This is a genomic window from Paraburkholderia madseniana (assembly GCF_009690905.1).
In the GTDB taxonomy this organism is placed as follows: domain Bacteria; phylum Pseudomonadota; class Gammaproteobacteria; order Burkholderiales; family Burkholderiaceae; genus Paraburkholderia; species Paraburkholderia madseniana.
Window position 1 is genome coordinate 32793 of sequence record NZ_VOSW01000052.1, and the last position, 12339, is coordinate 45131.

A 12339-nucleotide genomic window follows, 5' to 3' on the forward strand; every position below is an offset into this window, starting at 1 on the left:
ATGGGACCAGAGTAAGCGCTAAAGCGCCAACTCTGGTCGACAAAGGAGACTCCCATGACTTCATCGCTTGCGATTCGCCGTTGGTGGACGATCATGCCGATCGTATTCATCACGTACAGCTTGGCTTATCTCGACCGCGCGAACTACGGTTTCGCATCGGCCGCCGGCATCAACCAGGATCTCGGCATCAGTAAGGGCTTGTCGTCGCTAATCGGCGCGTTGTTCTTCCTCGGGTATTTCTTCTTCCAGATTCCCGGCGCGATATACGCGGAACGCCGCAGCGTGAAAAAGCTCGTGTTCTGGAGCCTGATCCTGTGGGGCGGTTGCGCGGCGCTGACCGGTATGGTCAGCAATATTCCCTCACTGATGGTGATCCGCTTCGTGCTCGGTGTGGTCGAGGCCGCGGTGATGCCGGCGATGCTGATTTTCATCAGCAACTGGTTCACGAAGAGCGAGCGTTCCCGCGCCAACACCTTCCTGATTCTCGGCAATCCGGTGACGGTGCTGTGGATGTCGGTGGTATCCGGCTATCTGGTGCACTCGTTCGGCTGGCGGCACATGTTCATCGCCGAAGGCGCGCCCGCGATTCTCTGGGCGGTGTGCTGGTGGTTCATCGTGCAGGACAAGCCGCAACAGGTATCGTGGCTCACGCAGCAACAGAAGGACGACCTCGCGGAAACCTTGCGCGCCGAACAGGCCGCCATCAAACCGATGCGCAATTACAGCGAAGCGTTCCGCACGCCCGCGGTGATCAAACTGTGCGCGCAATATTTTTGCTGGAGCATCGGCGTGTATGGTTTCGTGTTGTGGCTGCCGTCGATCCTGAAGAACGGTTCGACGCTCGGCATGGTCGAAACCGGCTGGCTTTCGGCGCTGCCGTATCTGGCGGCAACGATCGCCATGCTTGCGGCTTCGTGGGCATCGGATAAACTCAACCGCCGCAAAGTGTTCGTGTGGCCGTTCCTGCTGGTCGGCGCGATCGCGTTCGCCGCGTCGTACGCGCTCGGCTCCACGCACTTCTGGATGTCGTACGCGTTGCTGGTGATTGCCGGCGGCGCAATGTATGCGCCGTATGGGCCGTTCTTCGCGATCGTGCCGGAGTTGCTGCCGAAGAACGTCGCGGGCGGCGCGATGGCGCTGATCAATAGCATGGGCGCACTCGGTTCGTTCGTCGGTTCGTACGTAGTCGGCTATTTGAACGGCGCGACCGGAACGCCTGCGGCATCCTATGCGTTCATGAGCGTGGCCCTGATCGCCGCGGTGATTCTGACGTTGATCGTCAAACCGCAGGCACAAGCACAGCCGCTGAGCAAGGGCGCCACGCTCGCTACACCGTTGCAAGGAAAATAAGCTGATGAAGAAGATCGTCGCCTGGAAGTCGCTGCCCGAGGATGTGCTCGCGTATCTGCAACAGCATGCGGAAGTCGTGCAGGTCGATCCCGCGCAGCACGACACGTTCGTCGCCGCATTGAAGGACGCGGATGGCGGCATCGGTTCGAGCGTGAAAATCACGCCGGCGATGCTTGAAGGCGCAAGCCGGCTGAAGGCTTTGTCGACCATCTCGGTGGGCTTCGACCAGTTCGATGTTGCCGACCTCACGCGCCGCGGCATCGTGCTCGCGCACACGCCGGACGTGCTGACCGAGTCCACGGCGGATACGGTGTTCTCGCTGATCCTCGCGTCGGCGCGGCGCGTGGTCGAGCTCGCGGATTGGGTGAAGGCGGGCGAGTGGAAGCAAAGCATCGGACCCGCGCATTTCGGCGTCGACGTGCAGGGCAAGACGCTCGGCATCGTCGGGCTGGGACGGATCGGCGGCGCGGTCGCGCGGCGTGCGGCGCTCGGTTTCAACATGAAGGTGCTCTACACGAACCGCAGTGCGAACGCGCAGGCGGAACAGGCATACGGCGCGCGCCGCGTCGAGTTGGCGGAGTTGCTCGCCACCGCTGACTTCGTCTGCCTGCAAGTGCCGCTTACGCCCGAGACGAAGCACATGATCGGTGCGGCCGAATTCAAGTCGATGAAGAAGAGCGCGATTCTGATTAACGCGTCGCGCGGCGCCACGGTCGATGAACAGGCGCTGATCGAAGCCCTGCAAAACGGCACGATTCACGGTGCGGGTCTGGACGTGTTCGAGACCGAGCCGCTGCCGACCGATTCGCCGCTTCTGAAAATGGCCAACGTGGTCGCGCTGCCGCATATCGGCTCAGCGACGCACGAGACTCGTCATGCGATGGCGCTCAACGCGGCGGAAAACCTCGCTGCCGCGCTCGACGGAACGCTCGCGACCAACATCGTCAACCGCGAAGTGTTGAAGAAATGAGCACGACGCCGCTTGCCGCCCCGCGCCGCGCGACGATTACCGACGTCGCGCGCGAAGCCGGTACGGGCAAGACCAGTATCTCGCGCTATCTGAACGGCGAGATGAGTGTGCTGTCGCCGGAATTGCGCGCGCGCATCGAGGCGGCCATCGAGCGCCTCAACTATCAGCCGAACCAGATGGCGCGCGGCCTCAAGCGTGGCCGCAATCGCCTGATCGGCATGTTGCTCGCCGATCTGACCAACCCGTATTCCGTCGAAGTACTGCAAGGCGTGGAAGCCGCTTGCCATGCGCTCGGGTTGATGCCGCTCATCTGTCACGCGGCCAACGAAGTCGAAATGGAGCGGCGCTATCTGCAACTGCTGACCACGTATCGCGTGGAAGGCGTGATCGTCAACGCGCTCGGCGTGCGCGAGGAAACGCTGCGGCCGGTGGGCGGTGGGGGGATTCCGGCGGTGCTGGTCGACCGTTTGGTGGATGGGCTCGTCGCCGACATGGTTGGGCTGGACAACCGGGCGGCTGCCGAACTCGGCACGCGGCATCTGCTCGACAACGGTTTCGACGATATCTGGTTTGTCGTGCAGCCCTTCGAGCAAGTCAGTTCGCGGCAACTGCGCGAGGCGGCGTTTCGCGAGGTGATGAGCGGCGTGGGCGGCGCGAGTGGCGCGCACGGCCCTAGCGGCAAAGACGAAGGCGGCAAGGGCGGCGCGCGCGGGCATACGCTGGTACTGAATCTTGCGGAGCCGGCAGCCGTCGAGCGCGCTCTCGCCGAACTCGACCGCGCAATTGACGCGGCTGGCGACCTTGGCGGCGCCGCGGCCAGCGTGACAGATAACGCAACACGCAGCGCCATAGATCGCACCGGCGGCAAAGGCAGGCGCATCGCCTTGTTCGCGGCCAACGCCCCCGTCGCGCTGTGTCTCGCCCTGCATCTGAAAGCGCGCTACGGTGCGGATTGGCAGGCGCGCGTCGCGCTGCTGTCGATCGACGATCCCGAATGGGCCGAATTGACGGGCATCACCGCGATCCGCCAGCCGACCTACGAGATCGGCTACCGCGCGGTCGAGTTCCTCCATGAGCGCATCGAAGGGATCCAGACCACCGCGCGCGACTGCCTCTTGCCAGGCGAATTGATCGTCCGCGCGTCAACTTCGCGCTGATCTGCGATCATTCGGGCTGCGGCGCGCAGCGGGTGCGCGCCGGTCTTCGCAAGGAAACCCATGGTTGTTGCACCGCTTACCCTCTCGAGCCTCGCCGTCGCGACGCTGTTCATCGCCGCCTTACCGTTCCTGATCTACCGCCGTCTGCGCCGGCCGCTCGCGCTGAACCCCCGCGACGCGATCACCGGCATCGCCGTGTTCGCGCTGTTCGCGATGGTGATCGAGCGCGCGCTGAACGACTACGTGCTGCATCGGAACGAAGCGACCGCGACCTTCCTGTCCAATCCGCTGGCCTTCGTAGTGTATGGCGCGCTGGCGGCGGGGATCTGCGAGGAAGTGGGGCGGTTCATCGGAATGCGGCTGCTGCTCAAGCGTGCGGCAGCGAAGTCCGCGTCCGCCGCGGGCACGGGTGACGGCACGGCGCTGACCTATGGCCTCGGCCACGGCGGCGCTGAAGCCTGGCTGGTCGGCGTGCTGGTGCAGATTCAATGGATCCTGTTCGCCATCTTCGAAAATCGCGGCGAGCTGGATGGCTATCTGAGCAATCTGCCGACCGACTCGGTGATGCGCATCCACCTGATCCTCGCCAGCCTGACGCCGCAGACGGCCGGCATTTTCGCGCTCGAACGGGTGGCCGCGCTGGTGTTCCAGATCGGTTTGTCGGTGCTGATGTGGCGTGGGCTGCGGGCGGGCTGGCGTGGAATCCTGCCGCTCGCGATTGTGTTGCATGCGCTGGTCGACGTGCCGGCTGCGTTGTTCCAGGCGCAGCTCGTGCCGCTCGCTGCCGTGGACGGCGTGTATGCGCTGGGGGCGGTGATCGTCGCGGGCCTGTTGTTCAGAGCGTTCCGTCGCCCGGCGCTTGCCGCGTGAGCCGCTTGTGGGTCGCTTGTTACACCGGCCATCCGTGATTCTCTAACTTTCGGCGTACCCTTGCGGTACGCCGTTCAGGCTCATCCTTTCGGCACATTTCATGGAAGAAGCTTACCAATACGACTGCGCGAATCCCGAGTTCGAGGAATTGGCGCGCGTTATCAGCGATCTGTTTCCCGAGCAGACGCAGTTCATCCAGCGTGCGGGCGAAGACAGCACGCCTGCGCTGGCGATTCACTGGGTGGCCATGCGTTTCGGTGCAACCGCGCGCCGTATCGTGATGACCGTGGTGATTGCGCCGACGGCGTTGGCGCGTTATCGCGCGTTGCCGGCGCGGCTGCGAGGTCGGAGTTTCGCCGTGCTGCGTGCATATGTCGAAGCGAGCATTGGCTCGCTTGAAGAACAGTACGCGAACGGCGAGGCGGTGCCGCGCGATGTGACGGTGGATCTCGGCGACGAGTTTGCCTGAAGCGATTGACTCAAGACCCTGGGTAGAAGGCGGGCTTGAGTGCCGCTGGGCTTAGCGCGCCCAGCCGGCCACGACCCACCGGCAGTGGGTCACAGGCTGTAAATCACAGGCTGTGAGTCATGGGCCGTGACTCAGTCCGCGAGCCGATAAACCTTCGCGAAGCGGGCGGCCTGCACCACGCCGTAGTCGCCGGGGGCGTACTGCATGATCCAGTCGCCGGCCGCGCCGTGCAGCACGTCGCCGCCACTCGCCGAGCGGGCCAGTGAAAACACTTCATTCATCTGTTTGGCCAGCACGACGGCGGGACGGTTGCGGTATGCGCCCGGTTCGCCGTGAGCGAGGGCGGTGTCTTCCGGCAGGTATTTGGCATCGAAACGTTCACGCGAGACGACCCAGCGGTCGCCGGTCGAGCCGGTGATCAGCGCGTCGCCGCGGGCATAGCGGTTCGGGCCTTCCAGGCTCATCAGTTCGCCTTCGGCAGCGGCGAATTCAACGCGCACGGTTTCGTTTTTGACGACGCGCTGGGCGTCGGCATCGTGACTCAGATCGAGATTTTTGAGTTCGGTCATGACGCGAGTGGGAGTGGAGATATGGACAGCCTGGCCGGGACCTTGCGCCCCGACGCTGCGTACTCGCAATCATGCCAGATGCACTTGAAGATCGGTTTCTTTTGCCATTGGCAAAAGAACCGCGCGCGCAGCGCGGAAACCCGCGCCGCGCGCCACCAACCGCGTAACTAATCTCTTACGGCTTCAGAGTCGCATCACTCGGCAGCGGCCGGTGCCTTCTTGGCGTCGCCCTTGCCATGGTGACGATGACCGCCTTCAGGGCCGCCCTGATGGAACGTCACGTCGGCCAGTTTCTTCTGCTCAGGCGAGAAGCTGCTGTACAGCGGATCGAACGCATCGACCAGTTTCTTCATGCCGTCCGCATGCGCTTGCGCGATCGTCGCGTATTGCTTCATGTCGTCGATCGCTGACAGATTCGTGTTGGCCTTGCGCTGCTGGAACAACTGCCCCATCGTCTCGCCATTGCTGCGCATGACATCGGCGAACGCGTTCCATTGCGATTCCTGCGCCGACGTGATCTTCAACTGCGTGTGCAGGTAGGCGATGCGGTCTTCGACATTGCGCTCGTGGCCTGCTTTGGCGGCCGGCGCCGAAGCCGGGGCGCCCATCGGTGCCGAGGCCGGTGCGGAAGTTTGTGCGAACGCGCCGCTCATGGCGACTGCGGTGGCCAGCATTACGAGTGCTTTTTTCATCGAAACTCCTGATGTCTGTTCGAATTATGACAAGGCGAGCATGGCGAGCGGCCAAACGCGCGTTCGCATAGCGACGCAAGGCGGCCGGCTGCCCACTTCGCCGTCGCCGCTATTAGTATCACGATATCCCTACAATGCGGCTCTTGTGCGACAAACGCTTACAACCGAAACGAACAGGAAATAGCGGGTGGACAAATTCGTCAGCATGGAAATTTTCGTTGCGGTGGTCGAGGCGGGCAGTCTCACGGCGGCCGCCGAGCGCTTTGACATTTCGTCGGCGATGGTGGGCAAGCACATCCGCTCGCTCGAAACGCGGCTCGCGACGCGGCTTCTGACACGCACCACGCGGCGTCAGAGCCTGACTGAAATCGGCCGGCAATATTACGAGCAGTGCCGGCGCATTCTGGCCGACGTCAAGCAGGCGGAGTCGCTCGCCGAGGCCATGGCGGCCGCGCCGCGCGGGGTGCTGAAGGTGACGGTGCCGCTGACCTACGGCGTCGAAGTCTTTGCCCCGGCGATGACCGACTACCTGAGTGCGTGGCCGGACGTGAGCCTCGAACTGGATCTGTCGAATCGCGTGATCGATCTCGTGGAGGAAGGCTTCGATGCGTCGGTGCGCATCGGTCGCTTGCCGGATTCCAGTTTCGTCGCGCGGCCGTTGAAGCCTTACCGGATGCGCGCATGCGCGTCGCCGGCCTATCTGGAGCGGGCCGGCATACCGCGCACGCCGGCCGATCTCATGCAGCACGAATGCCTCGGCTTTCTGCATTGGGGCCGCGAGGGCTTGTGGCGGCTAGGCGGCGAGGGCGCGGACGAAAACCAGTTGCGCGCCGGACGGTTCCGGGCGAACAACGGCCAGGCGCTCAAGGTTGCGGCATTGCGCGGCTTCGGGCTGGTGTTGCAGCCGGAGGCGCTGCTTGCGAGAGAGATCGCCAGTGGCGAACTGGTGTCGGTGCTGGAGGACTATCTGCCCGAAGGCGCGCCCGTCCATCTGCTCTACTCACGCGACCGCCGCGCCACACCCAAGCTCACCAGCTTCATCGATTTCGTGATCGAGCGATTCGGGGCGTGATCTTGCCGCTTGCCTTGTTACGCCGCATTTCCTGCTTCCTGCGTGCCGCTTCCCGCTCGCTGTTAGCCGCTCGTCATCGCGTTGCCATGGTTCGGGGTTCCTCTGCCTGCCGCCCGATGCCCAGGACGCGCGATAATCCTTCACTACCGACCAACTTCTTTCGCCCTCGATGAGACCTCCGCGCCTCGACCAACTCGACGACCTCGACCGCAACCTCGTTGCGCTGTTGCAAGCCAACGCCCGTGAGAGCGTCGCCAACCTCGCACGTCAACTGGATGTGGCGCGTACCACCGTGATCGCCCGGATCGCCCGGCTTGAGCGCAGCAACGTGATTGGCGGCTATAGCGTGCGGCTCGGCCAGGATGTGCTCGACTCGAGCATCCAGGCGTACGTCGGCATCATCATTGCGCCGAAGTACGGCCCGGCGGTGCAGAAACGTCTCGGCAAGATGCCCGAGGTGCAACTGCTATGCGCGGTCAGCGGCGAGTTCGACTATGTCGCGTGGCTGCGCGCCGATTCGCCCGACCGCCTCAACGATCTGCTCGACGAGATCGGCGGCCTGGAAGGGGTGGAGCGAACCACCACGTCGATCATTCTTGCGCGCAAGATCGACCGCGGCATGGTGTGATCCCGCTGCCCAATTTTTACGCCGTTTTGACATGTTTTCGACATATCGACTAATTGTGTCGTCATAACGTCGAAGTTCATAGTCATAGCGCAGCATTTTGCGTGTATGAACTGTTTTTGCTTCTCCCTAAACTGTGTCTCAAGGGTTCAGCCCGCCGGGCGCAGCGCCTAAGCGCAGCGCACTTCCAAAGCTGGAGACAGCATACACAGAACAAGGAGAAGCGCATGAAAGTAGCCATCGTTGGCGCAGGTTTGATCGGGCACACCATCGCCCATATGTTGCGCGAAACTGGCGACTACGACGTCGTCGCGTTCGACCGCGACCAGAACGCGCTCGACAAGCTCGCCGCCCAGGGTATCCCGACCCGCCGTGTCGATTCCGCCGATGCCGCCGCGCTGCGTGCCGCCATTCAAGGCTTCGACGCGCTCATCAACGCGCTGCCGTATTACCTGGCGGTGAACGTGGCCTCGGCCGCCAAGGGTGCGGGCGTTCATTACTTCGACCTGACTGAAGACGTGCGCGCCACCAGCGCGATTCGTGCAATCGCCGACGACGCCGATCACGCCTTCATGCCGCAGTGCGGTCTCGCACCGGGCTTCATCGGCATCGCCGCGCATGAACTGGCGAACCGCTTCACCGAAATCCGCGACGTGAAAATGCGCGTCGGTGCGCTGCCGGAGTTCCCGACCAACGCGCTGAAGTACAACCTGACGTGGAGCGTCGACGGTCTCATCAACGAGTACTGCCAGCCGTGCGAAGCGATCCGCGACAGCCGCACGCAGTGGGTGCAGCCGCTGGAAGGCCTCGAACACTTCTCGCTCGACGGTACCGAATACGAAGCCTTCAATACATCCGGCGGGCTGGGTACGCTATGCGAAACGCTGGCAGGCCGCGTCGAATCGCTCGACTACAAGTCGGTGCGCTATCCGGGCCACCGCAACCTGATGCAGTTCCTGCTGGAAGACCTGCGTCTTTCGAGCGACCGCGATACGCTCAAGACCATCATGCGCCGCTCGGTGCCTGCGACCGCGCAAGACGTCGTGCTGGTGTTCATCACCGTGAGCGGTATGCGTGACGGTCAACTGGTGCAGGAAGTCTTCACCCGCAAGATCTTCGCGAAGACGGTGTGCGGCGTGCCGATGAGCGCCATTCAGATCACCACGGCCGGCGCGATGTGCGCGGTGCTTGATCTGTTCCGTGAGCAGAAGCTGCCGCAAAGCGGTTTCGTGCGTCAGGAACAGGTGTCGCTGCGCGACTTCCTCGCGAACCGCTTTGGCCAGTTGTACGAAGGGCAGTCGCTGGATGCGATGGCAACGGTGTAAACCGCGGCTGTCGCGTTGAGTTTGCAAAAGAGGCTCAATACCGAGGGCCGTGCGACGACGCGGTAGTGATTGCCGCGAGCAACGAAGCAGGCCTCGCAGAAGGCCGTTTGATGAACGCCCCGCCATGCGGGGCGTTTTGCGTTTGAAACGCCGCTGCTAGTTTGAAACGCCCGAGCCATACAGGCAGCGGCACTGGCTGTGACATAGGCTGCTACACAGGCAGCGGCGGCAGCATCGCAGGCGCCACAGGCGGCTCGTCTACGAGGCATGCGAGCAACGCTTCGTAATCCGCGCGGGTTGGCGCGGTGTTGTCGAACATCAACAGGTCTTCGCAAATGTCACCGCTCGGCACGAAGCGGCGCTGCCGATACTCGTCCCAATGCGCGAGTTTGTAGGCATCGTTTGGATTGCCACGCGCGACGATGCGCTGATGTGCCATCTCTTCGGACGTGTAGACCCATACGACCCGCAGCGTCACGTCCGCGCCGATACCAAGCCAGGCGCGATCGAAGAGGCGCCGCTCGCGCACTTCGCGCGAGAGCGGCCCGACCACCAGCGCGCTGACGCCGAGCTCGAGATTGTCGCGGGCGGTATCGAGCAGGCCGCGATACTCGGGATCGCGCAGATGTTGCAGAAAGAGCGGACTGTCGCGGTCGTTCGGATCGCCGGTCAGCATGGCCATGGCGGCCGCGCTGTAGCCGCCGAACAGCGTATCTTTGTCGAGCAGGCAGAAGGGCGTCGCGCTCGCCTGCATCAGCGGGCCGATCAGCTTCTTCGCCAGGGTGGTTTTGCCGGTGCCGGCGTGACCGCAGAAGAAAACCAGGTGGGTCACGAAGACGTGTCCTCGGGCGCGGCGGCCGGGCTGCCGGCGTGCTGCGGGTCACGCGCGAATTTGCCGCTGGCCTCCAGCCACATCACATTGATGATGCCGAAGCCCAATGCCACGCCGATGCCAAGAATCCAGGTGAAATACCACATCGCGGTCTCCTTGATCGTATGTCCGGCGAGGTAGCCGGTGAGGCAGTACGCATAGTCGGTACAGAGAAGCAAACATGCAGGCGGATAAAGATAGTGCGCGGCGGATCCGAGGGTAAATCCGCAGCGCGCGGCGCCCACAGCGCAGCGCTTTGCAGCGATCATGAAGAAGAACGCGGCAGCGCGCAAGAGGGCGCAAAGACGGTTGGCCGTTCGGCCAGGATCTCGCAATGCGCCTATAACAGGAGCAACACCACCAACAACACGGGAGACCCAGCATGCCGATGCGTCCGCACTTCCGCTGCAAGGCCGCGCTGCTTGCGCTGGCCATCGCGTTGCTCGCCGGTTGCGCCTCGACACCGGCCGAGCCCGTCCCGTTCAAGGAGGTGCCGCAAGCGCGCATCGTCCAGCCCGGTTACACGGAGCCGGGAACCGGACTGGTCGCCGTGGACGTGCGGCGCGAGCGTTCCCGCGACGTTATCGTCCGGTTCCGCGATGCCTTGGTGTATATCGACGGCGAGCAGGTCACCGATCTGATGAACGGCGAACATGTGGTCTTCTATCTGAGCCCGGGGGTGCATCGCATCGGTGTCTCCACGCAATTCGATCCGGTCGTGGAAATGCGCTTTACGGTCACGGCCGATACACGCTACACGAACCGCGCGTCGGTCACCTTCGGCGACGATCACGGCATCGCTTTGCGCAGGGTTGCGCAATAGCGCAGGGCCGGGTCTGACAACGCGGGATTGCGGCAGGCGCGTGTTGAACAGTGGCGAACAGTGCCCGCTGCCGCAAGCAAGCTTTAGCTATGTTTCCAGTCTGACCGTTTAACAATTGGATACATGACAGTCACGCAGAGCCCTTAACATGGCGGGCATCGTGTATCCGTTTATGCAGACTTGGTGTGAGGCCTACGCATAGTGCGAAGCCGGCCGATCTGTTCCGTTTTCAAGGTAATCCAACATGCTAATCAATTGCGCCGCCTATCAGGACGGCCGGAAGCTGGCCGATATCGATATCGATAGCATCAGCGACTACGTGGCGCGGCCCGAGTGCTTCGTCTGGGTTGCGCTCAAAGACCCGGGGCCCGAAGAACTGGCCGTGATGCAGCACGAGTTCGGCCTGCACGAACTCGCGATCGAAGATGCGCAAAACGGCCATCAGCGTCCGAAAATCGAGGAGTACGGCGAGTCGCTATTCGCCGTCATGCATACCGTGGAAATGGACGAAGAGGGCGAGCTGCTGATCGGCGAGGTCGACGTGTTCGTGGGGCACAACTATGTGTTGTCGGTGCGCCGCGGTACGCGCGCCGGGTTCCAGAACGTTCGCGCCCGTTGCGAGCGCGAGCCGCAATTGCTCAAGGAGGGCTCGGCGTTCGTGCTGTACGCGCTGGCGGACGACATCGTCGATCGTTATTTTCCGATCGTCGAGGCGATGAACACCGAGATCGAGGCGCTCGAAGACCGCATCTTCGAGCGCAACAATTCGGTGGCGTCGCGGGCAATCATCGAGGATCTGTATTCGCTGAAACGTCGTCTCGTGATCCTGCAGCACCACATCGCGCCGCTTCAGGAAGCGATCGGCAAATTGACGGGCGGCCGGATTCCGAGCGTCTGCGAAGGCATGCAAGCCTATTTCCGCGACGTCTACGACCATCTCGAGCGGATCGTCAGAATCATCGATGGCCGGCGCGAACTGGTTGTGACCGCGGTGCAGGTCAATCTGGGGATGATCTCGCTTGTCGAAAACGAGGTGACCAAGCGGCTCGGCTCGTTTGCCGCATTGTTCGCGGTGCCGACCATGATCGCCGGTATCTACGGGATGAACTTCCAGACGATCCCCGAGTTGCACTACAAGTTCGGCTATCCAGTCTGTCTTGCCGTGATGGCGACCGTGGATCTGATCCTGTACTGGCGCTTTCGCAAGTCCGGCTGGCTTTGACACACCGTTAGCCCATCGCTGCGCTTAATTCCCGCTTGCACCGTGCGCAATAAAAGTCCAGCATAGGCGGCCCGCCGGCCGCTAAGCTTGCAGCCGGCGGTAAATCTGCCACGCACAAACTGAGCGAGGAACCGTTGCCAGAACACAGCCTGCCGGTGCGCCTATTCGCGACACTACGCCGAAGCCATCGAGCGCATCGCATCGACGCACTTTCTGCGGGCCGGTGCCCCGCAACACTGCGAATCGTTGACATTCCTAGAAGGGCACGCTGAGAATAGGCCTCGCAAACGTTTGCGCGTCACTAAAAATACGGCTCGCCCGCGA

13 protein-coding genes and 1 pseudogene are annotated in these 12339 nt (G+C 62.9%); 10 read left to right on the plus strand and 4 right to left on the minus strand.

What is annotated here, in order from left to right; all coding sequences use genetic code 11:
• Positions 1 to 54: 54 nt before the first annotated feature.
• The 5 genes from FSO04_RS25675 to FSO04_RS25695 all read left to right on the plus strand — a co-directional run bounded on the left by FSO04_RS25675 (position 55) and on the right by FSO04_RS25695 (position 4816).
• Entirely contained in the window at positions 55 to 1350 is a 1296-nt protein-coding gene (locus FSO04_RS25675) for an MFS transporter (RefSeq protein WP_154563771.1), read from the plus strand.
• Between the two features lie 4 nt (positions 1351 to 1354).
• Positions 1355 to 2320 (plus strand): 2-hydroxyacid dehydrogenase, encoded by a 966-nt coding sequence (locus FSO04_RS25680; RefSeq protein ID WP_154563773.1) that lies wholly within the window; start codon positions 1355 to 1357, stop codon positions 2318 to 2320.
• Positions 2317 to 3477, plus strand: a complete 1161-nt coding sequence (locus tag FSO04_RS25685) for a LacI family DNA-binding transcriptional regulator (protein WP_154563775.1) — start codon at positions 2317 to 2319, stop codon at positions 3475 to 3477. Before FSO04_RS25680 ends, FSO04_RS25685 begins: the two co-directional genes overlap by 4 nt.
• Positions 3478 to 3537: 60 nt before the next feature.
• The gene (locus FSO04_RS25690) at positions 3538 to 4347 is read left to right on the plus strand and encodes a YhfC family intramembrane metalloprotease (protein ID WP_154563777.1); all 810 of its coding nucleotides are present in this window, start codon (positions 3538 to 3540) and stop codon (positions 4345 to 4347) included.
• A gap of 100 nt (positions 4348 to 4447) precedes the next feature.
• Positions 4448 to 4816, plus strand: a complete 369-nt coding sequence (locus FSO04_RS25695; protein WP_154563779.1) for a DUF3022 domain-containing protein — start codon at positions 4448 to 4450, stop codon at positions 4814 to 4816.
• Between the two features lie 131 nt (positions 4817 to 4947).
• Here the strand turns inward: FSO04_RS25695 and FSO04_RS25700 are convergent, their stop codons facing one another.
• Together FSO04_RS25700 and FSO04_RS25705 are read right to left on the minus strand one after the other, a co-directional pair.
• The gene (locus FSO04_RS25700; RefSeq protein WP_154563781.1) at positions 4948 to 5385 is read right to left on the minus strand and encodes a PGDYG domain-containing protein; all 438 of its coding nucleotides are present in this window, start codon (positions 5383 to 5385) and stop codon (positions 4948 to 4950) included.
• Between the two features lie 175 nt (positions 5386 to 5560).
• A pseudogene (locus FSO04_RS25705) lies at positions 5561 to 6077 on the minus strand (Spy/CpxP family protein refolding chaperone).
• Positions 6078 to 6264: 187 nt separating this feature from the next.
• On the opposite strand from FSO04_RS25705, the gene FSO04_RS25710 reads away from it, so the two are divergent.
• From FSO04_RS25710 to FSO04_RS25720, 3 genes are all read left to right on the plus strand, one after another.
• A complete protein-coding gene (locus FSO04_RS25710; RefSeq protein WP_168435843.1) occupies positions 6265 to 7149 on the plus strand; it encodes a LysR family transcriptional regulator in 885 nt (294 codons plus the stop codon).
• Positions 7150 to 7318: 169 nt separating this feature from the next.
• Positions 7319 to 7777, plus strand: a complete 459-nt coding sequence (locus FSO04_RS25715; RefSeq protein WP_054039581.1) for an Lrp/AsnC family transcriptional regulator — start codon at positions 7319 to 7321, stop codon at positions 7775 to 7777.
• A gap of 224 nt (positions 7778 to 8001) precedes the next feature.
• Positions 8002 to 9099: a saccharopine dehydrogenase family protein gene (locus FSO04_RS25720; protein ID WP_154563783.1), complete on the plus strand. Its 1098-nt coding sequence runs from the start codon at positions 8002 to 8004 to the stop codon at positions 9097 to 9099.
• Positions 9100 to 9310: 211 nt separating this feature from the next.
• On the opposite strand, the gene FSO04_RS25725 is transcribed toward FSO04_RS25720, so the two are convergent.
• Both FSO04_RS25725 and cydX read right to left on the minus strand, forming a co-directional pair.
• Positions 9311 to 9931 (minus strand): P-loop nucleotide/nucleoside kinase family protein, encoded by a 621-nt coding sequence (locus FSO04_RS25725; RefSeq protein ID WP_168435844.1) that lies wholly within the window; start codon positions 9929 to 9931, stop codon positions 9311 to 9313.
• Positions 9928 to 10077, minus strand: a complete 150-nt coding sequence (gene cydX, locus FSO04_RS25730; RefSeq protein ID WP_154563835.1) for a cytochrome bd-I oxidase subunit CydX — start codon at positions 10075 to 10077, stop codon at positions 9928 to 9930. The genes FSO04_RS25725 and cydX overlap by 4 nt, the downstream gene beginning before the upstream one ends.
• A gap of 275 nt (positions 10078 to 10352) precedes the next feature.
• Here cydX and FSO04_RS25735 point away from each other — a divergent pair, with 275 nt between their 5' ends.
• Together FSO04_RS25735 and corA are read left to right on the plus strand one after the other, a co-directional pair.
• The gene (locus FSO04_RS25735) at positions 10353 to 10793 is read left to right on the plus strand and encodes a hypothetical protein (RefSeq protein WP_154563785.1); all 441 of its coding nucleotides are present in this window, start codon (positions 10353 to 10355) and stop codon (positions 10791 to 10793) included.
• Between the two features lie 244 nt (positions 10794 to 11037).
• The gene (gene corA / locus FSO04_RS25740; protein WP_154563787.1) at positions 11038 to 12015 is read left to right on the plus strand and encodes a magnesium/cobalt transporter CorA; all 978 of its coding nucleotides are present in this window, start codon (positions 11038 to 11040) and stop codon (positions 12013 to 12015) included.
• Positions 12016 to 12339 lie beyond the last annotated feature (324 nt).

Coding starts and splice junctions, on each gene's coding strand:
- FSO04_RS25695 (WP_154563779.1), top strand. CDS start 4,448: ATGGAAGAAGCTTACCAATACGACTGCGCGAATCCCGAGTTCGAGGAA.
- FSO04_RS25675 (WP_154563771.1), top strand. CDS start 55: ATGACTTCATCGCTTGCGATTCGCCGTTGGTGGACGATCATGCCGATC.
- FSO04_RS25685 (WP_154563775.1), top strand. CDS start 2,317: ATGAGCACGACGCCGCTTGCCGCCCCGCGCCGCGCGACGATTACCGAC.
- FSO04_RS25720 (WP_154563783.1), top strand. CDS start 8,002: ATGAAAGTAGCCATCGTTGGCGCAGGTTTGATCGGGCACACCATCGCC.
- cydX (WP_154563835.1), bottom strand. CDS start 10,077: ATGTGGTATTTCACCTGGATTCTTGGCATCGGCGTGGCATTGGGCTTC.
- FSO04_RS25715 (WP_054039581.1), top strand. CDS start 7,319: ATGAGACCTCCGCGCCTCGACCAACTCGACGACCTCGACCGCAACCTC.
- FSO04_RS25735 (WP_154563785.1), top strand. CDS start 10,353: ATGCCGATGCGTCCGCACTTCCGCTGCAAGGCCGCGCTGCTTGCGCTG.
- FSO04_RS25680 (WP_154563773.1), top strand. CDS start 1,355: ATGAAGAAGATCGTCGCCTGGAAGTCGCTGCCCGAGGATGTGCTCGCG.
- FSO04_RS25700 (WP_154563781.1), bottom strand. CDS start 5,385: ATGACCGAACTCAAAAATCTCGATCTGAGTCACGATGCCGACGCCCAG.
- FSO04_RS25690 (WP_154563777.1), top strand. CDS start 3,538: ATGGTTGTTGCACCGCTTACCCTCTCGAGCCTCGCCGTCGCGACGCTG.
- corA (WP_154563787.1), top strand. CDS start 11,038: ATGCTAATCAATTGCGCCGCCTATCAGGACGGCCGGAAGCTGGCCGAT.